The sequence below is a fragment of the Flavobacterium panacagri genome (assembly GCF_030378165.1).
Classification (GTDB): Bacteria; Bacteroidota; Bacteroidia; order Flavobacteriales; family Flavobacteriaceae; genus Flavobacterium; species Flavobacterium panacagri.
The window spans coordinates 2,854,030-2,877,564 of record NZ_CP119766.1 but is presented as its reverse complement, the minus strand read 5'-3'; the positions used below and the strand labels follow the sequence as shown (position 1 = coordinate 2,877,564).

Below are 23,535 nucleotides of genomic sequence, written 5' to 3'. Positions count from 1 at the left end.
ATAAAATCATGTTTTTTAAAAATTTAAACTTAAATTCTATTTGAATATCTTAGCTTTCTTAAAAGAAAATCTTAAATGAAAAAAATAGTGTTATTTCTGTTACTGAATTCTATTGGCTGTTTCGCTCAAAAAGTAGAAAGTCAAAAACTGACCAAAGAAGAGATTAAAGAAAGAGAACTAGAAAACACAACTGATTTTCCTATTTACAGCGCTTTTGAATTTCAGGATAAAGGTGGTGTTTTTGAATTGGTTTTAGCCGAAAATCAAAAAACGATTTCTAATAAAGATACTTTAAATACCAAAATTCAAGCCGTTTGTGTGGTCAATGATCACGGAGGTTTTTTAGAAAAATGGCGAATTAACGATTTATTAGAAAATTACGATCCGAAGGAAACGAATATTTGGTTCTGGACAAAATACTGCACTACTACAGATCTTGATGGAGATGGTTATACTGATCCCGTTATTGTTTATGGAAGTAAAACGGAATATGGAGAAATAAGACGCGTAAAAATTATTACAGTTTACAAAAACAAAAAATATGTAATTCGCGCGGTGGAATGTGATCTAGATTATTGCAGAAGTTTCAAAAAAGACCAAAATTGGAATACGCTTCCGCAGAAAATCAAAACATCTATTGATCAGTTAGTGGTAAAACTTAGAAAAGAACAGAATTTGATTTTAAAAGATGGATAGTTGAAATTCCTATTTCAAAAACTTCAAACTTGAAACCTGAAACTTGAAACAAAAAACCTACTCACTCATTTCATCGTAACGTTCTGGAACTTGCGGATCATAAAGCGGGCATTTGAATTCTTCCATGATATCTACTAGTTTATTCATGGTTTTTCCTTCTGTGCCGTAGCAGTCAATTTTTATGCTTTGTGAAGTTGTGATGACTTGAAAAGCTCCTTTTCCTTTTGGATTTTTCCAGCTGTCTTCGTCAACTCTTTCCCAATCTGAAAAAATAGAATTGATTCTGTTTACAATTACTTCTGTTTGAAGAACGGCCAAACCTTCCACTTCTTGTTTTTCAATAAGTGCTTCATAAACTTCCTGATTGTTCAGGTAAATTTCGTCTAGATATCTCCAAAAAAGTAATTCGTACATAATTCTAAAATTTATAAATAGAGACACACTTTTGTGTGTCTCTTAGATTATTTCAAACAAAAGATCAAACCTTTGCAACTTTGAACCTTTGCCTCTTTGTATCTTAAAAATTAATAATTAAATGTTCCGTATTCGCTCGTAATAGTAAGCTTTTTAGCATCTGAAGCTTCTACTCTACCTACGATTTGCGCATCTACATTGAATGATTTTGAAATTTCAATAATATCTTGTGCAATATTTTCTGGAACATATAATTCCATTCTGTGACCACAGTTGAAAACCTGATACATTTCTTTCCAATCGGTTTTAGATTGCTCTTGGATTAATTTGAACAATGGCGGTACTGGAAATAAATTATCTTTTATTATGTGTAAATTGTGTACGAAATGAAGAATTTTTGTCTGTGCTCCTCCACTGCAATGTACCATTCCGTGAATATCTTCTGGAGTATATTTATCTAAAATTTTCTTGATAATTGGTGCGTAAGTTCTGGTTGGAGAAAGCACTAATTGACCTGCATTGATTGGGCTGTTCTCAACTTCATCAGTTAGATTTACCTGTCCTGAATAAATTAATTCTTCAGGAACAGCTGCATCATAACTTTCTGGGTATTTTTTAGCCAGATATTTTCCGAAAACATCATGACGTGCTGATGTTAATCCATTGCTTCCCATTCCGCCATTATAACTTTTCTCGTAAGTTGCCTGTCCAAAAGATGCCAAACCTACAATTACGTCACCTGCTTTAATATTTGCATTATCTACCACATCAGAACGTTTCATGCGAGCCGTTACTGTAGAATCTACAATAATAGTACGAACCACATCTCCAACATCTGCCGTTTCACCTCCTGTTGAATGAATGGTTACGCCAAAAGATTTTAATTCGTTGATTAATTCTTCTGTTCCATTGATGATTGCTGAGATAACTTCAGCTGGAATTAAGTTTTTATTTCTACCAATAGTCGAAGAAAGCAAGATATTATCAGTTGCTCCAACACATAATAAATCATCAATATTCATGATTAAGGCGTCCTGAGCAATTCCTTTCCAAACAGAAAGATCTCCAGTTTCTTTCCAATACATATAAGCCAAAGATGATTTTGTTCCTGCTCCGTCAGCATGCATAATCAAACAGTGCTCTGCATCTTGCGTTAAATAATCGGGAACAATTTTGCAGAAAGCCTGCGGAAATAAACCTTTGTCAATATTTTTAATGGCGTTGTGCACATCTTCTTTTGATGCCGAAACACCTCTTTGCGCGTACCTTTTGCTAGAATCTGAACTCATGAAAATTAGTTTGTGTTGATGTGGTGCAAAGATAATCCCTTTTTTTAATTCTTTGACTTATTCGATTATTTGATTCATAAAAAAAATCGGCAGAATGGATTCTTCCGCCGATTTCCCTAAATAAAATTGGTTATGAAGCTTTTGGCTTGCTATTTTTATCTTTTCAAAATTGCTTTGAAATAATTGATTTAGTCTCAAAATCAGAATCAAAATTAGAAAACTTCTCCAAACGATTGCTAAGCGAAAACACATATTTTCAACAACTTAGCATCTTTTCGATAAACTGTAAGACTATCCCGATGAACTTCGAAATTCACGAAAAATAAAAACAGGAATTTACTTTCTATTTTCATTTTATCTTTTTCTGTAAAACTCCAACGGAGTAAAATATGTATAGAATTTAGATAAGCCATGAGTTGTCCTGAAAAAGGTTGACTAGATTATATACTATAAAATTAATTAAATCGGAACAAGATTTCTTTTGTTCCGATTTATTTTTTTCCATGTTTTCAATTTAACTTGATTTTGTAAATGTGCCTGATTTGGAGTAAGCATATTTATTGATAAATGTACTCTGATTTGATTGTAAAACAAGATAGATTCCTGAACCTGTTTTTTTAAGGCTTTAAAATCTTCAAAGGTTTCAAACAGTCCAAATTCTTCTTTCAAAATACCATTTACTCTTTCTGCAACTGCATTTTCATAAGGATCATAACTTTGAGTCATGCTTATTAGAATATTATTTTTAATTAAGTACTCCGTATATTCTTTACTGCAGTATTGCAATCCTCTATCTGAATGATGTATCAGATTACTATCTTTATTTTTATTGGCAACAGCCATTTTTAAGGCTTCCAATGTGGAACTCGCCATTAGATTATCTGATAAATTGTAACCGACAATTTTCTTGGAATAAGCATCAGTTATTAGATGCAGGTAATGTGTTTTCTCTCTAGTTCTAAGATAGGTAATATCCGCAACCCAAATCTGTTCGGGTCTGTTAATCTCTGCTTCTTTAATTAAGTTTGGATATTTGCGCATCCAATGCCTTGAATTTGTTGTCTTATAATATCTTCGAACTTTAGGAACTAACAAATATTCTCCTCGTAGAAAATCAAATAATTTGTCTCTGCCAATTTTTATTTGATGCTTCTTTAAATCATCCCTAAGCATGTAATATAATTTTCTGCCTCCGGTTTTTGGAAGTTTTTGGCGCACGGACATTATTAAACATCTGAGATTCTCCTGGTTTAAATCTGATTTTAATAAAAGTGATTTTCTTTTATAATAAGCCTGCTTACTATATCCAAACAATCTGCATATTTCACATGGACTAATCCTGTAGATATGATTTATTTCTTGGACTGCTTGGAACCAGACTTTTTTACAATTTCGACTTTTAGCTCACGTTCGGCTATTTCAATAAATTTTTTAAAGACTAATAATTCCTGCTCTTTTTTAGCCAATTGTGCTTCAAGTTCTTTTATACGCTGAGATTGAGGGTCTTTCATTGGACGTCCGATGGTTAATTTATCTTGATATGTAAATTTACCATATTTTTTTAACCAACGCGGTATGCAGCTGTTTCCAGAAATATTATAACGTCGGCGAAGTTCCGCTTTTGTGAACAAACCCTGTTCAAATTCTTTTACAACTTGTTTTTTGAAGACCTCACTGTAAATTTTAGGGGCGCATACTTTTTTTAATTCTTCTCTTTCTATTGACATAATTTATTTAATTATAGTCAACTTTTTTTAGGACGAGACACCAAATAAAAAAGCTCCAGTGGAGCGACATATCAAGAGTATAAAAATATGTCGCTCCGCTGGAGCTTTTATATTGTAATCATTCCTTGTTTTCTATAAATATTACACTTCTCCGAAGCGTAAAAAAAAGCTGTCTTTTCAGACAGCTTTTTCAATAAATATGAATCTACATTGTTTATTTTGTAAACAATAACTCTCTGTATTTAGTTAATGTCCAGCTTTCGTCATCTACTAATAATTCCAATTTATCACAGTGATTACGGATTTCATCAAAATATGGTTTCACTTTATTGCAGTAAGCTTCTGCCATTTTTTGAGCATCTGTCAATTGATTGGCTTTTTTTCTTTCGTTTGTCATTGCCAATACTTTAGAATTGATTCCTTCAATATGACCAGAGATTTCTTTAATTAAAGTAATCTGCTCTTTTGCAATAGTTTCAAATTCTTTTCCAAAGATTTCTTTTAAGCCTTTTACGTTTTCAATTAAAGTATTTTGATAGCGAATTGCAGTAGGAATAACATGATTTCTTGCAATGTCTCCTAACACTCTTCCTTCAATCTGGATTTTTTTAGTGTATTCTTCTAATTCAATTTCGTAACGTGCTTCCGCTTCAACGTGATTAAAGATTCCTAACTGTTCAAATAAGTCTAATGCTTGTTTAGAAACCTTAGCTTTAATCGCTTCTGGAGTTGTTTTAAAGTTACTCAAACCTCTTTTTACAGCTTCTTTTTCCCAAGCTTCGCTGTAACCATCTCCTTCAAAAAGGATTTTTTTAGATTGTTTGATATATTCTCTTAAGACATTAAAGATCGCATCATCTTTTTTCATGTCTTTATTTTCGATCAGATTCTCTACTTCATTTTTAAAGTCGATTAACTGTTTTGCTACGATTGCATTTAAAGTAGTCATTGCATTAGAACAATTTGAATTTGAACCAACAGCTCTGAACTCAAATTTATTTCCTGTAAAAGCAAAAGGAGAAGTTCTGTTTCTGTCTGTATTATCTAATAATACATCTGGAATTTTCCCAACAACGTTTAACTTAAGGTCTGTTTTTTCTTCTGGCGAAAGTTTTCCTGTTGTTACACTTTCTAACTCAGACAAAACTTTTGTCAATTGTGCCCCAATAAATACCGACATAATTGCCGGCGGTGCTTCGTTTGCTCCTAATCTGTGATCGTTACTTGCAGTGGCAATAGACGCTCTTAATAGAGTTTCGTTATCGTTTACTGCTTTAATTGTATTAATAAAGAAAGTCAAAAACTGTAAGTTGCTCATTGGCGTTTTACTTGGACTTAACAAGTTTACTCCAGTGTCTGTTGCCAGTGACCAGTTATTGTGTTTTCCAGAACCGTTTACACCTTTAAATGGTTTTTCGTGAAATAATACTTTAAAATCGTGGCGTTCTGCTACTCTCTGCATTACATCCATTAATAAAGAGTTGTGATCAACAGCCAGGTTTGTCTCCTCAAAAATCGGAGCCAACTCAAACTGATTCGGCGCAACCTCATTATGGCGTGTTTTTACCGGAATTCCTAACAACATACATTCCTGCTCTAAATCTCTCATATAAGTAAGCGCACGAGTTGGAATCGATCCGAAATAGTGATCGTCTAATTGTTGTCCTTTTGCAGAAGTATGTCCTAATAAAGTTCTTCCTGTCATCATCAAGTCAGGACGAGAATTTGCCAACGCTTTGTCAATCAAGAAATATTCCTGCTCCCATCCTAATGTTGCTGTAACCTTTTTTACATTTTTGTCAAAGTATTTACAAACTTCTGTAGCCGCTTCGTCAATAGCAGATAATGCTCTTAATAAAGGTATTTTGTTGTCTAAAGCTTCACCTGTATAAGCAATAAAAACAGTTGGAATACATAAAGTTGTTCCATATATAAAGGCTGGCGATGTTGGATCCCATGCTGTATAACCTCTGGCTTCAAAAGTATTTCTGATTCCACCATTCGGGAAACTTGATGCATCTGGTTCTTGCTGCACCAATTGAGCGCCACCAAATTTTTCTACAGGATCACTTCCGTCATAAGAAGTTTCAAAAAAAGCATCGTGTTTTTCTGCAGTTGTTCCTGTTAAAGGCTGAAACCAGTGTGTATAATGCGTAACTCCTTTTGCCAGAGCCCATTCTTTCATACCCATGGCAATATAATCTGCCAATTTTCTGTCTATTTTAGTTCCATGCTGAATCGCATCTCTTACTCCTTTAAAAGCATCAGAAGTTAAATACTGCTTCATTGCTTTCTCGTTAAACACATTTGATCCGAAAAGATTTGATTTTCGACCAATTTCTTCAAAATGCACCGGCTTTCTGTTAGAAGCTTCTTGCAAAGCTTGGAAACGTAATGTTGACATGATTATAATTTTAAAAATTCGTATTATTTTTCATATAAAAAATGATCTGCAAATATAAACAAATAAAGTGCCCATTTTTAACTAGTAAAGGAGAATTTTCTAAAAGGATTTCTCAACAGAAACTCCTTTTTTTAAAGAATAATGAAGAGGTTGTAAAGAAATATAACAAAATACCTCAATACTATCCATTAAATAAACATTTTTTCACAATTCCTTAACCTAAAAATTCAAAAACCACCCTTTATTTTTACGAATTTATATTTTTATTGCATATAAAATTACTTTTTTTAAAATATACCCCCAACAAAATTGCGCTTCTCTAAAAAATTATACTTCACAAAACAAAATAGCCCCCTAATTTTTAGGACTAAAAAAATAAATCTATATTTGACCCAGCGAAAAAACAAAAAAAATAAATTTATATTATTATGGCTAAAATTAAGTTAGAGTACATTTGGTTAGACGGATATGAACCAACTCAAAATCTTAGAAGTAAAACTAAAGTTGAAGAGCACGAAAATTTCAAAGGAACATTAGAAGAACTTGGAAATTGGTCATTTGACGGTTCGTCAACAAAACAAGCTGAAGGTGGATCTTCTGACTGTTTATTAGTTCCTGTTGCAATCTATCCAGATCCAACACGTATTAACGGATGGTTAGTAATGTCTGAAGTTATGTATGCTGATGGAACGCCGCACCCATCTAACGGTAGAGCCACAATTGATGATGATAATGATGATTTCTGGTTTGGATTCGAGCAAGAGTATTTCATCATGGATACTAAAACACAACTTCCACTTGGTTTCCCAGTTGGAGGATACCCTGCTCCACAAGGGATGTACTACTGTTCAGTAGGTGGAAAAAACACTCACGGTAGAAAATTAGTTGAAGAGCACGCTGATTTATGTATCGCTGCTGGAATTAACTTTGAAGGAATCAACCAAGAGGTTGCTTGCGGACAATGGGAATTCCAATTATTCGCTAAAGGAGCTAAAAAAGCTGGAGATGAAATCTGGGTTGCTCGTTACTTATTAGACCGTTTGACTGAGAAATATGGTTACTATATTGAATATCACCCAAAACCTCTAGGAGATACAGACTGGAATGGTTCTGGAATGCACGCTAACTTCTCTAACGAAGTATTAAGAACATGTGGAGACCAAGCAACTTACGAAAGAATTTGCGAAGCTTTCCGTCCTGTTACTGCTGAGCACATCGCGGTTTACGGAGCTTACAACGACCAACGTTTAACTGGTAAACACGAAACTGCTTCTATCCACGATTTCTCTTATGGAGTTTCAGACAGAGGATGTTCTATCAGAATTCCTTTGATGACTGTTCAAAAAGGATGGAAAGGATGGTTGGAAGATAGAAGACCAGCTTCAAACGGAGACCCTTACAAAATTGCGGCTAGAATTATCAAAACTGTTAAATCAGCGCTATAATTCAAAGCTTACAATATATCTTCAAAAAGTGCCAGCATTAAATTGTTGGCACTTTTTTTTTGCCTTGTTAAACCAAACCCGACAGGTTTTAATTAAAAAAAGGCCATCCTTCAACTTTGTCAAAGTTTAAAACTTTGACAAAGTTCATGACATTATAAAATCTATTTCTTTCTAAACTAAAGATTCGACATTTGTCGAAAAAACCTCATAACTCTATAACAATTAACATTTTACAAATAACAAACATTACTTAACTTTAAAGCTAAATTTAATTTTTAAGTTAAAGTTCAAAACTTATCTTTGTATATCATTAAAAAAAACAATTATGATAGTCTGGTCACTCTTTTTACTTGCTGTAATTTTTATTCTTGCTTTAGACCTTGGTGTCTTCAACAAAACACCACATATTATAAGTACTAAAGAAGCCAGCAAATGGACTTTGGTTTGGGTTACCTTATCTTTTCTTTTTTCAGGAGTAATTTACTGGCTATACACAACTGATTATATAGAAAATCCAGACAAACTGGAGCCAATGGCGGCTTCAATGAAATTTATAACAGGTTATTTAATTGAACTTTCTTTAAGTGTCGACAATATTTTTGTAATCGCTATTATTTTTGCTTCATTTAAAATTCCGCAGAAATACCAGCATCGTGTATTATTCTGGGGAATATTAGGAGCCATAGTTTTTCGCGGTCTAATGATTTTCTTTGGCGTAATGCTGATCAATAAATTTACTTGGACAACTTATTTGTTTGGCGCTTTCTTAATATTCACTGCCATAAAAATGCTTTTTTCTGGAGAAGAAGAAGATTTTCACCCCAAAGATTCTTTTGTATACAAAACATTAGGAAAAGTGATGCCGATTACATCTGAAATGGATGGAGAGAAATTTTTCATTTCGACCAAAACTGCAAAAAAAGCAGCAACTCCATTATTTGTAGCTTTAATTGTAATCGAAGTGATGGACGTTTTATTTGCCGTAGACAGCGTTCCTGCAATTCTTGCTATTACTAAAGATCCATTTTTAGTATTCAGCTCTAATATTTTTGCTATTCTTGGATTGCGTTCTATGTATTTCTTTTTGGCCAATATGCTGGCAAAATTCAGTTATTTAGAATACAGCTTGGTAGCCATTTTAGCTTTCGTTGGATTAAAAATGTTATTACATGATTTCTTCCACGTTCCAGAATGGGCTTCTTTAGGATTTATTGCACTTTCTCTTTTAGTTGGAATTTTGGTTTCTCTAAAATTTGGAGAAGAAAAAGTTTTAAATGATTCAAGCGAAGAGTAATTATTCATGATTTATATATTCATAAAAAAGGAAATCTTACGATTTCTTTTTTTTATATAATTTATCTCACAATTAACATTTAAAAAAGCAGAAATTACATATAAATACTTATTTTAGGCTTTTAATCTAAACTAATTTATTTATGAAAAAGAATTACTTAATTCTCATCTTCGCCTTATTATTTAACACATTTTTATTTTCACAAACTGTCACATTAACACCAACTGCTGTAAATGGAAGCAATGTAAATTCCGGGCCTATTAATTTAGCTTCCACTCCAAACTCAACTATCTCATTAGGAGTTAAAGTTCAATTTCCAAGTAATGCGACTGTTAATGATTATGGTACACTTAAAATATATTATACAAACTTAAGCATAACAAATGCAAATGTAGCTGCTGGTGGTGATACCGGCAACCTTCTTTTCAACGGCGGACAGGTTGCAAACAAAAGCTTTATAATAAACTTGTATTGGAATGATTTTCTAACTACTGGTGGATTTATTTTTGCAGAATACAAAACCTCAACAGGCAGCATATATAGAAGTTCAAATTTAGCAGTAATCAAAAATGCCACTATGACCGGAGGAACAACCTTAAACCCTCCTGCTGACGCTCCTAACCCAGCAAATATTTCAAACACATTATGCTGTAATCAAACCATAAGGTTAGGAGACAAGCCAGAACCATACAAAGGATCAGTATTTTTAAACCCTTACAAAAACGAACCTTATGGCATCAATGCTAAATGGGAATACAAGGGAGATATTATAGAATTAGATAATATAAACCAAACCTTATCTGTAGATTACATAACAGAACCTGGAAACTTCACAGTGCAAAGAAGCTTAGGTTACGTTTACGGAAATACGTTTCCCAACAAAAGTAATGCTATTACTATTACAGTAGTTCCTTCTCCAATAGTCACAAACGAAATTTCCATTAATGCACCTGTAGATTCAAAAGGTTATTTCGAAATTATGGCAACCAATCCAAAACAAATATTTGGAACAAGACAGGGCGGACAAGTTAATTTAAACATCTTACAAAATCCTAATCACACTCCTCAAAGAGGAGATCTTACCACAAGTATTGAGAGCTTTGAATGGCAATACAAAAAAATAAATACTGCAAAAAATGAATGGATAACTATAAATAGTAATCACGCATATAATTTAGAATCCTTTATTCCTACAGATATAGACGAAGCAGAGGACAATTATTATTTACTAAGAAGAATTGCTACCTATCAAAACATAAAAAGAGCAAGCAATACTTTAAAAATAGTATATCGAACTATTCGTAAAAATAACACGATTTGTTGTGATCAAACTCTTATAATATCACCCTCAAATACTATTGATCCACCAAGTTTGATTATTGGCTCAGATGCAACACCTGAAACAAACGGATACCTAAAATATCAATGGCAAAGCCAATCTATCGATAGCAACTCTGGCAACATCGGTAATTGGATCAATATAACCGGAGCAACATCCAAAGATTACCTACCAGCACCACTTCTACTTGTTTCAAATAGTAGACGTGGAGAAATTTCTTGGTCAACACCTATAACTTATAACTATAGACGCTTAACAATTCGAGAAAACTCATATGAACCGACATCATATAGTAATGAGGTAAATTTAAATTCATTAAATCAATATCCAGAAATAAGCTTGTACCCAAATCCAGCAAGCTCAATTATAAATATTGAAAATAAAAAATTTGCCTACAGATCAGACTCTACTTTTGTAAGCATTATTAACAGCATGGGAGAAACTGTCAATTCAAATAATGTCTCATTTATAACTCCATATTTAATAAGTATAGACATTTCAAATTTACCAATGGGAGTATATTTTATAAATATTCAATCAACTCCAACAAGTAGTACTAAATTAACTTTTATAAAACAATAAAAGCACATTCATTTAAAATAAAAAAGGAAATCTTAAAGATTTCCTTTTTTATTGTGTCATTACAAATATTAAAGCTTAATTTTCTGTACTTGACTTTCAGTTAACTTAGCAGCTTTCATTACTTCCAAATAATTAGTTTTATCAACTGAAGCTGCAAAACTAGCAGGAACTACAACAATTCTAAAAATTTGATTTAATCTATAGTCTGAAGGAATAGTTGCCTGATCATTTCCATCCAAATAAATATTTACATAGTTATAAGTAAAAACATATTTTAAAGAAAAATCTCTACTTCCATTATCAAAATAATAAGTTTCTGGTAATGCTTGCCATACTGGCCTACCACCAGTATCTGTACCATCAAAACGATAAACTAGCACTACATCCGAATCATATATAGGACTAGGGAAATTAAATGTAACAGCATAACCATTAGCATTTGTAAAATTATAATAGTTTGGCGCAACATTTTCATAAACCTCTGCAATAGTATCATAATCTACATCATCATCATTATTCGAGCAACTCGAAAACGCCATCATTCCAACAACAGCGAATAGTGTAAGTATCTTTTTCATAATTTTTATTTTTTTAAGGATTATACTATAAAGGTATTCCAAAAATTAAACCAAAAAAAGTAATTCAGCTTATTTTAAGACAAAAAAACCTTTATTTTTTCGGAGCTACCTGATTTTTAAGTAGTATTTTATTGAAAAATAAAACATGATACGGAAGTGAGTTTTCCCAATAATCCCAAGTATGTGCCCCTGGACGTTCTGTATAGTCATGGTCTACTTTATTATAAACTAATCGTCTGTGTAATTCGCGGTTGGGTTCAATTAAAAAATCATCTACACCACAATCTATAATCAAAGGAAGTTTATTAGATTTTAATTTATCTGCCATTCTTAACACAGAATTTTGCTCATACAATTCTGTATTACCACTTTTATCTCCAAAAACAGGCTGCATCAATTTCACAATTTGAGCAGACGAATCTCTGTTGAGCATTGTACTCATATCTACGGCTCCACTCATACTTCCGGCCGCACAAAACAAATCTGGATGTCTAGCCGACAAATATAAAGCACCATGTCCGCCCATAGAAAGTCCTGTAATCACTCTTCCGTTTTTATTGGCAATTGTTTTATAGGTTTTATCCACTTTCTGAATCACTTCCTGTGTAATAAAAGTCTCAAACTGACTTTCTTTGTTTACAGGACTGTCCAAATAAAAACTAAAAGTTTCTCCTTCCGGCATTACAATTATCATATTGTATTGATCAGCCAGATTATGAACCAATTTTTTGTTTGGCGTATTTTTTAACCAGTCGCTAAAATGTCCATAAGCGCCGTGTAATAAATACATTACCGGAAAAGCAGTTTTACTTTTAGCATAAGAATTTGGCAAAACTACTGCCGCTTTGTAAGTTTTACCCATTGCAGTACTCGCAACTTGTAAAGTGTCTACTTTTGCCGCATACGTCATCGTGGTAAGACAAAGCAAAAATGCAGACAATAGCATTTTAAATTTCTTCATTTTGATCTATTTTTTTCTGATTAGGGTTTGTAAATATACCTTTTTTCAGAATAATCCCACCTGACTTCGCTTCAAAAAAAGACAGCCACGAATTCATGAATTTTATGATTATTTTTTTGCTCTAAATGAATTTTGTAAATTTTAGCATATTAATACATATCAATTCGAATCGTCCAAAAAAAAACAGCCACGAATTCACGAATTAATAGTAATAAAATTCGGGAATCCGCGGCTAAAAAACTCATTTTAATCTGCTAATCTATAACATAAAATATTACCAAATTACAACTCTTAAACTGTCTGGCTGATACATTTTATCTCCTTTTTTCACATTAAAGGCTTTATAAAATTCAGGGATATTACTCAAAGGACCATTAACTCTAAATTGTTCGGGCGCATGCACATCAGTCATGATCTGGTTAATTTTTGATTCATCTCTTCTGTTAATCATCCACGAATATGCATAAGCCAAAAAGTAGCGCTGCTCTGGTGTCAAACCGCTGATTTTTTCTTTATTTTTAAATTGTTTGGTTTTCTGAAATGCCTCATACCCCATTACAACACCTCCTAAATCTGCAATATTTTCACCTTGCGTAGCATCTCCGTTCACATTTTTACCTAAAACAGTAAATGCATTATACTGCGAAACAATCAGCTTGGTCTTTGCTTTAAATTTTTTCAAATCTTCAGCCGTCCACCAATTATTCAAATTTCCTTTTTCATCATACTGACTTCCTTGATCGTCAAAACCATGCGTAATTTCATGTCCAAAAAAAGAACCTCCAATAATACCGTATAAAATAGCATCATCTGGCATACGTCCTTCATATCCAGGAACAATTATATTACAAGCTGGAATTACAATTTCGTTATTACTTGGATTATAATAAGCATTATAAGTGTGAGGCTGCATTCCCCACTCATTTCGATCAACTGGCTTCCCATATCTATTAATCATATATTTATAATCCCAAATATTGGCATTCATAACATTACCACAATATGATTTTCTGTCAACTGAAAGCTGGCTCATATCTTTCCATTTATCTGGATACCCAAGTTTCATTACAATTTTACTCAATTTATTCAATGCTTTCTGTTTGGTTGCATCGCTCATCCAATCTAATTTCTTGATATGCGTAGCAAAAACATCACGGATATTATTTCCAATCTCTTCTAATTTTTCCTTCACTCCCTTCGGCATATAATCCGTAACATAAACTTGTCCGATTAATTCGCCAAGCGAATCATCCGTTTCTGCCACAACCCTCTTCCATCTTGGTTTCTGGTTTTTTACACCATTCATTATAGTATAATAAAATTTGAAATTCTGTTTTTCAATATTATTAGGCAGATAAGCAGCGTAATTATTTAAAAGATTCCATTTCAAATAGGTTTTCCACTCCTCAACAGAATAACTTTTTAACGTTGCACTTAAAGCCTTAAAAAACTCAGGCTGCGCAACAATTACAGTGTCTGCTTTGGGGATACCTAAGACTGGAAGCATTTTTTTCCAGTCAATATTTGGTGTAGTTTTATTAAATTGATCTACTGTCAATTTATTGTAATTGGCAATGGGATCACGTAAAGCCTCTAATTTTCTAGAAGATTTTGCAAGCTCCGTTTCTAGCTTCATTACAGTAGCGGCATTTTTTACGGCAGCAGTTTTATCATCTCCCATAAACTGCATCATTGTTTCTAAATGCGATACATATTGTTTACGAATTTCAACGTTTCTCTTATCAGCATCCAAATAATAATCTCTCTGCCTCATTCCAAGACCGCCTTGCCCAAAATATAAAACAAATTTTGCACTATTTTTATCATCTTGAGAAACATAAAAAGAGAATGCTGGATTTGCTCCAATAGTGTGCAAATACCCAATTGCATTGACCAATGCAGGAACATCTTTAATATCGTTTATCTTTTTGAATTGAGAGTCTAAAGGAGTTAAACCCGCTTTTTCGATTGCAAGAGTATCCATTCCAGAAGCATAAAAATCACCAATTTTCTGTTTGTTGCTTCCTTTAGTGTTTTTTTCTTTAGCCGCATTTTCGCAGATACTTTTAATTTGCTCATTAATAGTATCCGTAACTATTCGCCCAATTCCGTTGCTGCTGTCAGTATTTAAAATAGGATTTTTTTTAAACCAGCCATTGTTTGCATAATTGAAAAAATCAACAGCTGGACTTATCGTTGTGTCGCGATTTGTAATAAGCGGATCAGGAAAATCCGTTTCTTTTTTACTACAGCTCAAAAAGGTCACTCCTATTATAAGGAATGCAATAGGTTTTCTGAATAAATTCATTTAGTTATAAAATTTGATTAGGTTAAAATCTATCATATTCACGCTTTTGTTAGTTTTCTCAAACTAAAAGAGAGTAAATATAAATTTTATAACATTATAATGAATGACTATTTTATAATAATCTTATGTTCGTGACGATATTGCGACGCACTTTTTCCTGTATATTGTTTAAACGATTTGCTGAAGTGGCTGAAATTATTAAATCCGCTTTCATAACAAACCTCATTAATGCTTATTGGCTGCTCTGCCAAAAGTTTAGAAGCATGTACCAAACGATATTCATTCACGAACTCTGTAAATGTTTTATTGGAGATTTTTTTAAAATAACGACAAAAAGAAGGCGTAGTCATGCTTACCAGACTCGAAACCTCGTCTATTGAAATAGATTCCTGAAAATGATCTTTCACAAAATTGAAAACCACATTCATACGATCGTTATCCTGAGTCTGCAGTTCTAATGAAAAACCATCAGCATTTAATACTGTAGACTCTGTGGAAGAATCTAATTCATCTAAAATTCCTAAAAGCGTAAGTAATCTTTGAAATGGAGATTCGTTCTCCATCATTTCGATTTTCTTTCCTATTCTTTTTTTTGTTTCACCGCCAAAAGCAATACCGCCTTTGGCCTGATTCAAAATATTCTGAACTTTTTTCATTTCAGGAGCAATAAAAAAATCGTTCCCTAAAAATTCAGGTTTAATATGAATTACGGTTTCATTTGTATTTCCCGTATTTTCATTTGTAAATCCACAATGGGGCAAATTGGCTCCTATTAAAAGTAAACTACCATTGGTATAATAAGAAACATGACTTCCTATTTGTCTTTTGCCCGCCCCGCCATTTACATAAACCAACTCAATCTCTGGATGATAATGCCATAAATGAGCTTTACTATTGGTCTTTTCGGCGTGTTTGGTATAGGTAAAAGAACTTCCGTATGAGTTAGTTATCACTTCAAGAGCTGGGGCAATTGTCTTCATGATAATTTCTTTAAAAAATAATAGCAAAATTAACAAAAACACCTAAAATAATCTAATTTTTAACCTACAACGGTTTCGTAAATGCGAATTTTACATTAAAATAACATTCTTAACATTGAAAAATTCACACCAAAACCGACTTTTTTTTCATGTCTCATTTTTTTTCTCCACATTTTTTTCAATAATCCTATTTAAAACCCGAATAAATACAAATATGTTAATTTTTGTAAGAAAAATAGAAATTTTAAGAAGCATTCAATTATTACAAAACTTTGAAGAAAAACAATCAAATTAACAAAAACATAAGATTTAAATCAAATTTTAACCTATAACGGTTTCGTAAATGAGAATATAGCACATAAATTGGAAAATATAGTTGTTAAAATAACACAACTGCTGCTCTAACTTTGCCTCAACAAAATGAACTAAGAATTTAAATACTACAGAATATGAAAAAGATTATGAAATTAAGTTTAGTATGTGCAGTACTTCTAACAGGAATGAGTACTTATGCAATTGATGGAAATGAAGCGTTAAATCTTCATGTATTAAAAGGAAATGGCAAGGTAATTGCTTTTGGAATTAATCAATTACAAAAAGCAGTTATCAGTATATATGATACTAATGGTAACGTTCTATATTCTGAAAATGCTTCTGGTAAAGAAGGAATTTTAAGAACTTTCAGTTTAGAAGAATTTCCAGAAGGAAAATATATTTTAGAAGTTGCTGATAATTACAAAAAAGTAAAATACGATATTACTGTAAATGCGAAAAGTTCTATTTTGTCTTCAAAAGGAACTACTTCTCTTTACTAAGAAAATATTAAGGTTAAGTGCAATTCTTCACGGCACTTAAAATTTTATACTCTAATACAGTATAAAAAGTGAGGTTAGATAGTTAGTAAGTTAAAAACTTTCAAAAGTTTTAAAAACGGCTCTTTGTGGTTACTGAGCCGTTTTTTTTTGCTCTTTACTTTTTTATTTTAACCGCAAAGTTTTTTTAACCGCAAAGACGCGAAGATTTATGCAATCCCGATAGCTATCGGGACGCAAAGTTTTTTTTAAAAGAATGCAAAGTTCGCAAAGCTTAGAATTGAGAAAGCTTTTCGAACTTTGCGTTTGTATCCACAATCTTAAGCAAAAAATCTTTGCGCCCTTTGCGGTTAAATACACAATACAGGTAAAAAACTTAGAACCTTAGTATCTCAGTCCCGATAGCTATCGGGACAACAACTTAAAAATTTCCTACAATTTGCAAATAAATCTTTAACCCAATGTAAACTAAAAATCAAGAAAAACATTGAAAAATAATAACCGAATCAGCAAAAACGATAAAAAATAACTCAAATTTTAACATATAACGGTTTCGTAAATGAAAATATAGCATATAAATAGGAAAATATAGTTGCGTTTTTTTACTTACAACAGAAGTAATTTAGCATCAGAGAATTAGAACTATTAATTTAAAAACTAAGTATTATGAAAAAGATTGCAAAAATGAGTTTAGTAGCTGCGTTGCTTTTTTCTGGAATAAGCACTTACGCAGTTGATGGAGCGGAAGATTTTAATCTTCACGTGATCAAATCTAATGGAAAATTAATCAGTTTTGGTCTTAATCAGACTCAGAAAGCTTACTTATCTATATATGATAAAGACGGATCTCTTATTTATTCTGAAACTGCTTCAGGTAAAGAAGGAATCTTAAGAACTTTCAGCTTAGAGGAATTCCCAGAAGGAATTTACTTTTTAGAAATTGAAGACAATACAAAAAAAGCAAAATATGAAATCGCTGTAACAGACACCGTTACTGTTTTATCTCAAAAAGCAGTTTCATCTGTTAACAAAGCAGATTTTAAAAATACTAGCGTAGCAGTACGCTAAAAAAGTTTTTATACTCTCATACAGTATAAAAAGTGAGGTTAGATAGTTAGTAAGTTAAAAACTTTCAAAAGTTTTAAAAACAGCTCTTTGTGGTTACTGAGCTGTTTTTTTTTGCTTTTTTTTTAACCGCAAAGTACGCTAAGCTTTACGTAATCCCGATAGCTATCGAGTCGCAAAGTTTTTTTTACAAAGCTTTGCGAACTTTTTCGTTTTTTTTAAACCTCTGCCCATAATAATTCTTAGCGTGCTTTGCGTATCCCGATAGCTATCGGGATTGCGTACTTTGCGGTTAAACTACACAGTCTTATATGTAAATAAATTCTTAACCCAAAGTAAATTCAAAATCAAGCAAAACATTAAAAAATAATAACTGAATTAACAAAAACGTTAAAAATAATTCAAGTTTTAACCTATAACGGTTTCGTAAATGAGAATATAGCATAGAAATTGGAAAATACAGTTGCGTTTTTTCATGTATATCATAAGTAATTTAGCATCAGAGAATTAGAACTAATAATTTAAAAACTAAGTACCATGAAAAAGATTGCAAAATTGAGTTTAGCGGCGGCATTGCTTTTCACAGGAATTAGCACTTACGCAATTGATGGAAATGGAGAATTTAATCTTCATGTATTAAAAGCTAATGGAAAACAGATCACTTTCGCACTTAACAGAACACAGAAAGCGAACTTAGCCATTTATGACAAAGAAGGAACTCTTATTTATTCTGAAAATGCTACTGGTAAAGAAGGAATTTTAAGAACTTTCAGCTTAGAAGAATTTCCAGAAGGAACTTACTTTTTAGAAGTTGAAGACAGCATCAAAAAAGCAAAATATGAAATTAAAATCGATGATAATGCTTCATTATCTAGAACTGCAATTTCATCTGTTTACAAAGCAGGTTTTGCTAAAAATTCAAGCGTGGCTGCACGTTAAAATTTTATACTTCACATAAAAGGTATAAAATAAGGTTAAGATTAAAAATATTTTATTGTTTGAAGAAAAGAAAACAGCTCATTGTTGGTTATGGAGCTGTTTTTTTTTGTTTTATATAAAATGTATTTTTTACACAAAATAATATCCTGAAAATATATTCTTACTAATTCAAACGATTGCGTTTTAAAGCGAAAAAAAGTTTAAAAAAAATACTAAAAAACATCAAAAATCAAAAAACCGCGAGCCCAGTATTTACGTACATAGTTCAAACAAAACTCAAAAAAGTTTAAAATTCAGCAACTTAAGTGTTTGAAAACGGCTTTTTATTGCTAAAAATTGAATTTGTATTTGTAGTTTTGCTCGTTCCACATTTAGTAATTAACATTTAAAAAAAAACATGACAAAATTTACCAAAGCCGGTTTAGTTGCTGCCTTTTTTTTAGCAACTGTTTTTACCTATGCCCTTGATGGAAAAGGTGACTTTATTTTAAACATTAAAACAGGAAACGGAAAAGTAATGAGTTTTACTTTAGACACTGTTGAAAATTCATCTTTCTCTATCTTTGATGAGAATCACAATTTACTTTATGCTGGAGAGTCTGCAGCAAACAAATTGGAAGTTTCTAAAACTATTAGTTTGGAAAGTTTTCCTGCTGGAACTTATGTTCTAGAAGTAAAAGCAAACGACAAAGTTTCGAAACACGAAATTAAAGTTGCTGCAAAAAAAGTAAAGGCAGTGAAGTTAGAAGAAACTGTTAATCACAGTCCATCTTTCCGTCGCTAAGCCTTTTTTGTCCCCAAAGAAAAAAGTTTTTAAAAAGCAGTTCTATTACCAGGAGAACTGCTTTTTTTGTTTTGTTTTCTACTCTTTACCATAAATAAGCGCATAGTTTTGTCATCTTGACGAAGGAAAGATCACACTCGAAACTCTACAAAGATTTCGTGTTTTGTCTCACGCAGATTTAGCAGATTTTTTTATATACGATTTATAGCAAAAAACCTCTCATTTCTGAGAGGTTTTCTATATTCTTAAAAGACTGACTATTTCTCTTTCAGCAGTTTCTCTAAATATTCGATTTTTTCTTTTTCCGACTGAAGCAAACGCTCGTAAAGCTTTTTATTTTCTTCTACCGTTTCCATTAATTTATCTAATGGATTGAAAGTGCATTTATTATTATGAATACTTCCAAAACTACTATCAGATACTGATTCATTAAAAGTATTAAAATAATTTATCATACCGTCTTCTGAAAAATTCTTGATGGCTTCAACCGTTACACCAAGCGCTTTTGCAACCTCAACCAATTTTTCGTCATCAATGGTTTCGCTGTTTTCCATAGCCGAAATCGCCTGCTGGTTTGTTCCTAAAGCCTGCGCCAAAGCTTCCTGCTTCATATCACGAAGTTCACGAATACGGCTTATTTTTCGTCCTATATGATTTGGTTTTGTTAGTGTGCTCATAATTCAAAGATAATAATAAAGTGTCAAAATTCGTAAAATGTAAAAAACAGATTTTTTGCCGTATGATACAGATAAAAATGATTTGGTACAGTAAAATTCTATTTCTTTCTTCGCCAAATCAAACAAAAGTACAATTTTTCTTATAATAATTTTATAAAAGCCCAATTGTGAAGTAAAAAACAAGATACTAACTAAAACCACATTATCATGAAAGCCAACGAAACCGAAACTTTACAAAAACTACAACAATTAACCGCTATGTATTTTACAACGCTAAAACCCACAAATGAATCCAATTCTTATACAGTTCAATTTAAAGTCGTTAATTATTTAGAACTCGGCTGCCTTATTACCGATTTATTAAAATTATGTATTCTCGCGCTCGACAATGATATGCATAATTTTTCTAAGAAAGATAATAGTGCTGCTATTAATGTTTCTCTGGTTTTAGAAACAATTTTGCATTTGTTTCCTATGGATGAAATGGAGTTTTTGGGGTTTGTTGGGGAGGTTGTTGAATGATTTTATCCTTTACTATTCGAAAACGGTATACACATAGCCCGTGGTTTCAACCACGGGAACGTCATATTGTCTTACCTGTATTGTGTACCCGTGGTTGAAACCACGGGCTATATTTGATAATAGGATTTTTGTTGTTATTGAATAATGAAAATAATTCTTAAATATGTTTGTATTTTTACGCCTGTTTAACGACTAAGAAATAGAATATAAAATGCCTAGAAGAATAGAATTAGAGGTTGATTATGACAATTCAGATGCACCAGGATTTTACACAGATTTTGATAGTTATGGGGCAATCTTGTATTATGCTTATTCGGTCAATAAAGATTTAGCATTAGAACTCTATAAAGCTATGGTCAGTGAATATTATTATAAATTAGAAACTGACATGCCATTAGAAGGATTAACTGACGAAGATTTAAATGTTTATTTACCATTGAACGATTTGCCTCAGGTAATAACATTTATAAATAATCAAGTTTTGCCTTCTTTAGAAACATTACCATTAGACTTAGATTTAACCACTACATGGAATATAGGAAATAGCCTTGAAGCATTTTTAATAAATCAGGGTAGTTTTTTTGAATATTTTAATATTGATGATATAGAGCAGGACGATTATACTGTCCAATATTTTATTGGTTCTTTTAAACAATTGAATGCTTTTTTTCAAGATGTTGTTAACCAAAATCTAATTTATATGGTGTCAATTGTTTGATAATTAACCAATCTATAATCACAACGGATGTCTTACATAATTAATTTATTCTGATGGCACAAGCGTCTTGATCCCGCATTGATTAAAAGCCTACATAAAAAAGCCTGAAAGGCTAACAGCTCCAAAATAGGGCAACGCCCTATTAGAGAACGCCCTGAACACCCGAACACCCTTCTACACAAAACCCAATACAAACCGAAGCCCTGAAAGGGCGATAGCCATTATCTTTATCTAATAGCTTACGCCCTTTCAGGGCTTTCTTAATTGGAATCTATTGCAAACATTGGGCGTTGCCCAATGCTGGATGATTATAGGCCTTCGGCCTTATTTAAATATTCATTCAAACAAAAAGCCTCTCATTTCTAAGAGGCTCTACATATTGAGCAAACGTCCGATAATTTCGGACATTCAAAAATGCATTTTTTACATATTCCTTCTATGCTGTTTATGCTTGATTTTACTAATACAAATTAATATTCTAGTCAACCATTAGAAAACTAACTATAAAAAAGAGTTAAATATTTGTAATTTATATCAAATCCCTATAGTTATAATCATAAGATTTCACCTTGAAAACTTTCAAATATTTTCTTTGTTAAATTATCAATTATAATTTCTAATTAATCAAATTGTTTGGGTAAAGATAATTGTAAAATATTCACAAACATATGAAATCGTTAATAGAGAAAAAAATAGAAAATCTTCAGTAACCTTATATTATTTATCGGTTAGTGCTAAATAATTTTGATTGAATTCTTCGATTGTTTTATAGCCTAAAAATGAATGTCTTCTTTTTTTATTATACCAATTCTCAATGTATTGGTATACTTCTCCTTTCATCTGTTTTCTAGTTAATAACTTAGTACCCGCAAGTAATTCACCCTTAAAAGAAGTAAAAAAACTCTCGCAGACTGAATTGTCAGTATGATTTCCTTTTCGACTCATGCTTCTCCTAACACAATTATAAGAGTCTAGAACGTCAGTAAAAATTCTATTAGCATATTGAACACCCCGATCCGAGTGGAAGATTAGTTCCTTATTTATTTTTCTGTTTTTAACCGCCATTTGCCACGCAGGAAGAGTAGTTTCTTGAGTACTCATTTTAGAACTTAAATTCCATCCTATGATTTTCCTATCAAATAAATCCATAATAATTGTTAAGGCTATGAGTCCACTTGCCGTTTTTATTCTTCTTATGCCCGAGACCCAAACTTTAGACGAATCTTCAACTTTAAATTTTTGATTTAAGATATTAGGAAAAGCATAAGGATTATAACATATACTTGTTTTAGGTCTGCGATCTTTTCTAATTTTACTAACCAGTCCTAGTTGTTTCATATACATATAAATTCGTCCCTCTTTCACTTTAAATCCACGACTTTGGAGTTCCGCCGTAATTCTTGGAACACCATATAACTCCTTATATTCATAAAAAATAGAAGTTATTTCTTCCTTTAATAATTGATTTCTACGTTGCCTTGGAGAAAGAACCTGATTTTTCCATTTCGTATATGCCAGATAAGAGATTCCAAAAACTTTACACATTTTCCCAATCGTATACTTTTCTGCATTATTTTCCATAAATTGATAAAGCATTAATCTTCCTTGCGAAATATATTTACTTCCGTTTTTAAAAATTTCAAGCTTAAGTTCTGACTCTTTAAGCTCATTTTTTAGCTTTCTCTTTAGTTTACAAAATTTTATTTGCTCCGGATTTAATTTTGTTGAACCACGACCGCAAAAACTTGATGAACCAAATTCAAGAAAATCCTTTCTCCATTTCCCCATGTAGGAAGGATAAATACCAAGTTCTCTTGCTCCTTTTGTGAGACCTATTTCAAATCCTAATTTGACTGCTTGTTCTTTAAAATTCTTATCAAAAACTCTTATCTTCTCCATTTCTTAAAATTCAAATTAAGTTCTTATGTGAATTTAAGAAATATAATTATTAAAAGTAAACATTACACTAAATACCAAATCATTAGCTTTTAAATACTATTT

At 32.0% G+C, this 23,535-nt stretch carries 20 protein-coding genes; 10 read left to right on the top strand and 10 right to left on the bottom strand.

The features are described from left to right. Window positions 1-75: 75 nt before the first annotated feature. Window positions 76-696 carry a M949_RS01915 family surface polysaccharide biosynthesis protein gene (locus P2W65_RS12795; protein ID WP_289666034.1) on the top strand — a complete coding sequence of 207 codons (621 nt, stop codon included), beginning with the start codon at window positions 76-78 and terminating at the stop codon, window positions 694-696. 57 nt (window positions 697-753) lie between these two features. Here P2W65_RS12795 and P2W65_RS12790 read toward each other — a convergent pair whose 3' ends face one another. The 4 genes from P2W65_RS12790 to P2W65_RS12775 all read right to left on the bottom strand — a co-directional run bounded on the left by P2W65_RS12790 (window position 754) and on the right by P2W65_RS12775 (window position 6,530). Then, window positions 754-1,110 (bottom strand): hypothetical protein, encoded by a 357-nt coding sequence (locus P2W65_RS12790; RefSeq protein WP_289666033.1) that lies wholly within the window; start codon window positions 1,108-1,110, stop codon window positions 754-756. 110 nt (window positions 1,111-1,220) lie between these two features. After that, a complete protein-coding gene (locus P2W65_RS12785) occupies window positions 1,221-2,399 on the bottom strand; it encodes an AIR synthase related protein (protein WP_289666031.1) in 1,179 nt (392 codons plus the stop codon). Between the two features lie 459 nt (window positions 2,400-2,858). Further along, window positions 2,859-4,126, bottom strand: a protein-coding gene (locus tag P2W65_RS12780; protein ID WP_289658758.1) for an IS3 family transposase whose coding sequence is annotated in 2 segments (ribosomal slippage) — window positions 2,859-3,787 and window positions 3,787-4,126 — 1,269 coding nt in all. Because the reading frame shifts where the segments join, the coding sequence is not laid out codon by codon here. Between the two features lie 214 nt (window positions 4,127-4,340). Further along, window positions 4,341-6,530: a glutamine synthetase III family protein gene (locus tag P2W65_RS12775; protein WP_289666029.1), complete on the bottom strand. Its 2,190-nt coding sequence runs from the start codon at window positions 6,528-6,530 to the stop codon at window positions 4,341-4,343. Between the two features lie 428 nt (window positions 6,531-6,958). On the opposite strand from P2W65_RS12775, the gene P2W65_RS12770 reads away from it, so the two are divergent. The 3 genes from P2W65_RS12770 (at window position 6,959) to P2W65_RS12760 (ending at window position 11,190) form a co-directional block, all read left to right on the top strand. Then, window positions 6,959-7,975 (top strand): glutamine synthetase beta-grasp domain-containing protein, encoded by a 1,017-nt coding sequence (locus P2W65_RS12770; RefSeq protein WP_012024410.1) that lies wholly within the window; start codon window positions 6,959-6,961, stop codon window positions 7,973-7,975. A gap of 325 nt (window positions 7,976-8,300) precedes the next feature. Then, complete coding sequence (locus P2W65_RS12765) at window positions 8,301-9,269, top strand: TerC family protein (RefSeq protein ID WP_289666027.1); 969 nt, start codon at window positions 8,301-8,303, stop codon at window positions 9,267-9,269. Window positions 9,270-9,411: 142 nt separating this feature from the next. After that, a complete protein-coding gene (locus P2W65_RS12760; protein ID WP_289666025.1) occupies window positions 9,412-11,190 on the top strand; it encodes a T9SS type A sorting domain-containing protein in 1,779 nt (592 codons plus the stop codon). Window positions 11,191-11,258: 68 nt separating this feature from the next. Here P2W65_RS12760 and P2W65_RS12755 read toward each other — a convergent pair whose 3' ends face one another. The 4 genes from P2W65_RS12755 to P2W65_RS12740 all read right to left on the bottom strand — a co-directional run bounded on the left by P2W65_RS12755 (window position 11,259) and on the right by P2W65_RS12740 (window position 16,017). Further along, window positions 11,259-11,768, bottom strand: a complete 510-nt coding sequence (locus P2W65_RS12755; RefSeq protein WP_289666024.1) for a hypothetical protein — start codon at window positions 11,766-11,768, stop codon at window positions 11,259-11,261. A gap of 91 nt (window positions 11,769-11,859) precedes the next feature. Continuing rightward, on the bottom strand, window positions 11,860-12,729 hold the full coding sequence (locus P2W65_RS12750) for an alpha/beta hydrolase (protein WP_289666023.1): 870 nt from the start codon (window positions 12,727-12,729) through the stop codon (window positions 11,860-11,862). Window positions 12,730-13,003: 274 nt separating this feature from the next. Further along, window positions 13,004-15,037 carry a M13 family metallopeptidase gene (locus tag P2W65_RS12745; protein WP_289666022.1) on the bottom strand — a complete coding sequence of 678 codons (2,034 nt, stop codon included), beginning with the start codon at window positions 15,035-15,037 and terminating at the stop codon, window positions 13,004-13,006. A 107-nt stretch (window positions 15,038-15,144) separates the two neighbouring features. Continuing rightward, a complete protein-coding gene (locus tag P2W65_RS12740) occupies window positions 15,145-16,017 on the bottom strand; it encodes an AraC family transcriptional regulator (protein WP_289666021.1) in 873 nt (290 codons plus the stop codon). A 449-nt stretch (window positions 16,018-16,466) separates the two neighbouring features. Here P2W65_RS12740 and P2W65_RS12735 point away from each other — a divergent pair, with 449 nt between their 5' ends. The 4 genes from P2W65_RS12735 to P2W65_RS12720 all read left to right on the top strand — a co-directional run bounded on the left by P2W65_RS12735 (window position 16,467) and on the right by P2W65_RS12720 (window position 19,617). Further along, complete coding sequence (locus P2W65_RS12735; RefSeq protein WP_179007282.1) at window positions 16,467-16,832, top strand: T9SS type A sorting domain-containing protein; 366 nt, start codon at window positions 16,467-16,469, stop codon at window positions 16,830-16,832. Between the two features lie 663 nt (window positions 16,833-17,495). Continuing rightward, the gene (locus P2W65_RS12730; protein ID WP_289666020.1) at window positions 17,496-17,897 is read left to right on the top strand and encodes a T9SS type A sorting domain-containing protein; all 402 of its coding nucleotides are present in this window, start codon (window positions 17,496-17,498) and stop codon (window positions 17,895-17,897) included. Window positions 17,898-18,431: 534 nt separating this feature from the next. Further along, window positions 18,432-18,833: a T9SS type A sorting domain-containing protein gene (locus P2W65_RS12725; RefSeq protein ID WP_289666019.1), complete on the top strand. Its 402-nt coding sequence runs from the start codon at window positions 18,432-18,434 to the stop codon at window positions 18,831-18,833. A gap of 397 nt (window positions 18,834-19,230) precedes the next feature. Further along, window positions 19,231-19,617 carry a secretion protein gene (locus tag P2W65_RS12720; protein ID WP_091491492.1) on the top strand — a complete coding sequence of 129 codons (387 nt, stop codon included), beginning with the start codon at window positions 19,231-19,233 and terminating at the stop codon, window positions 19,615-19,617. 257 nt (window positions 19,618-19,874) lie between these two features. On the opposite strand, the gene P2W65_RS12715 is transcribed toward P2W65_RS12720, so the two are convergent. Continuing rightward, window positions 19,875-20,294, bottom strand: a complete 420-nt coding sequence (locus tag P2W65_RS12715) for a helix-turn-helix domain-containing protein (protein WP_289666018.1) — start codon at window positions 20,292-20,294, stop codon at window positions 19,875-19,877. Window positions 20,295-20,501: 207 nt separating this feature from the next. Between P2W65_RS12715 and P2W65_RS12710 the strand changes: the two genes are divergently transcribed. Continuing rightward, a complete protein-coding gene (locus P2W65_RS12710) occupies window positions 20,502-20,816 on the top strand; it encodes a hypothetical protein (protein WP_289666017.1) in 315 nt (104 codons plus the stop codon). Window positions 20,817-21,027: 211 nt separating this feature from the next. Continuing rightward, window positions 21,028-21,534, top strand: a complete 507-nt coding sequence (locus tag P2W65_RS12705) for a hypothetical protein (RefSeq protein ID WP_289666016.1) — start codon at window positions 21,028-21,030, stop codon at window positions 21,532-21,534. A gap of 717 nt (window positions 21,535-22,251) precedes the next feature. Here the strand turns inward: P2W65_RS12705 and P2W65_RS12700 are convergent. Next, window positions 22,252-23,433, bottom strand: a complete 1,182-nt coding sequence (locus P2W65_RS12700; RefSeq protein ID WP_289666014.1) for an IS3 family transposase — start codon at window positions 23,431-23,433, stop codon at window positions 22,252-22,254. Between the last annotated feature and the right edge of the window lie 102 nt (window positions 23,434-23,535).

What these genes read in the sequence shown, in the direction of transcription:
- P2W65_RS12795 (WP_289666034.1), top strand. Translation starts at nt 76, where the DNA reads ATGAAAAAAATAGTGTTATTTCTGTTACTGAATTCTATTGGCTGTTTC.
- P2W65_RS12790 (WP_289666033.1), bottom strand. Translation starts at nt 1,110, where the DNA reads ATGTACGAATTACTTTTTTGGAGATATCTAGACGAAATTTACCTGAAC.
- P2W65_RS12785 (WP_289666031.1), bottom strand. Translation starts at nt 2,399, where the DNA reads ATGAGTTCAGATTCTAGCAAAAGGTACGCGCAAAGAGGTGTTTCGGCA.
- P2W65_RS12775 (WP_289666029.1), bottom strand. Translation starts at nt 6,530, where the DNA reads ATGTCAACATTACGTTTCCAAGCTTTGCAAGAAGCTTCTAACAGAAAG.
- P2W65_RS12770 (WP_012024410.1), top strand. Translation starts at nt 6,959, where the DNA reads ATGGCTAAAATTAAGTTAGAGTACATTTGGTTAGACGGATATGAACCA.
- P2W65_RS12765 (WP_289666027.1), top strand. Translation starts at nt 8,301, where the DNA reads ATGATAGTCTGGTCACTCTTTTTACTTGCTGTAATTTTTATTCTTGCT.
- P2W65_RS12760 (WP_289666025.1), top strand. Translation starts at nt 9,412, where the DNA reads ATGAAAAAGAATTACTTAATTCTCATCTTCGCCTTATTATTTAACACA.
- P2W65_RS12755 (WP_289666024.1), bottom strand. Translation starts at nt 11,768, where the DNA reads ATGAAAAAGATACTTACACTATTCGCTGTTGTTGGAATGATGGCGTTT.
- P2W65_RS12750 (WP_289666023.1), bottom strand. Translation starts at nt 12,729, where the DNA reads ATGAAGAAATTTAAAATGCTATTGTCTGCATTTTTGCTTTGTCTTACC.
- P2W65_RS12745 (WP_289666022.1), bottom strand. Translation starts at nt 15,037, where the DNA reads ATGAATTTATTCAGAAAACCTATTGCATTCCTTATAATAGGAGTGACC.
- P2W65_RS12740 (WP_289666021.1), bottom strand. Translation starts at nt 16,017, where the DNA reads ATGAAGACAATTGCCCCAGCTCTTGAAGTGATAACTAACTCATACGGA.
- P2W65_RS12735 (WP_179007282.1), top strand. Translation starts at nt 16,467, where the DNA reads ATGAAAAAGATTATGAAATTAAGTTTAGTATGTGCAGTACTTCTAACA.
- P2W65_RS12730 (WP_289666020.1), top strand. Translation starts at nt 17,496, where the DNA reads ATGAAAAAGATTGCAAAAATGAGTTTAGTAGCTGCGTTGCTTTTTTCT.
- P2W65_RS12725 (WP_289666019.1), top strand. Translation starts at nt 18,432, where the DNA reads ATGAAAAAGATTGCAAAATTGAGTTTAGCGGCGGCATTGCTTTTCACA.
- P2W65_RS12720 (WP_091491492.1), top strand. Translation starts at nt 19,231, where the DNA reads ATGACAAAATTTACCAAAGCCGGTTTAGTTGCTGCCTTTTTTTTAGCA.
- P2W65_RS12715 (WP_289666018.1), bottom strand. Translation starts at nt 20,294, where the DNA reads ATGAGCACACTAACAAAACCAAATCATATAGGACGAAAAATAAGCCGT.
- P2W65_RS12710 (WP_289666017.1), top strand. Translation starts at nt 20,502, where the DNA reads ATGAAAGCCAACGAAACCGAAACTTTACAAAAACTACAACAATTAACC.
- P2W65_RS12705 (WP_289666016.1), top strand. Translation starts at nt 21,028, where the DNA reads ATGCCTAGAAGAATAGAATTAGAGGTTGATTATGACAATTCAGATGCA.
- P2W65_RS12700 (WP_289666014.1), bottom strand. Translation starts at nt 23,433, where the DNA reads ATGGAGAAGATAAGAGTTTTTGATAAGAATTTTAAAGAACAAGCAGTC.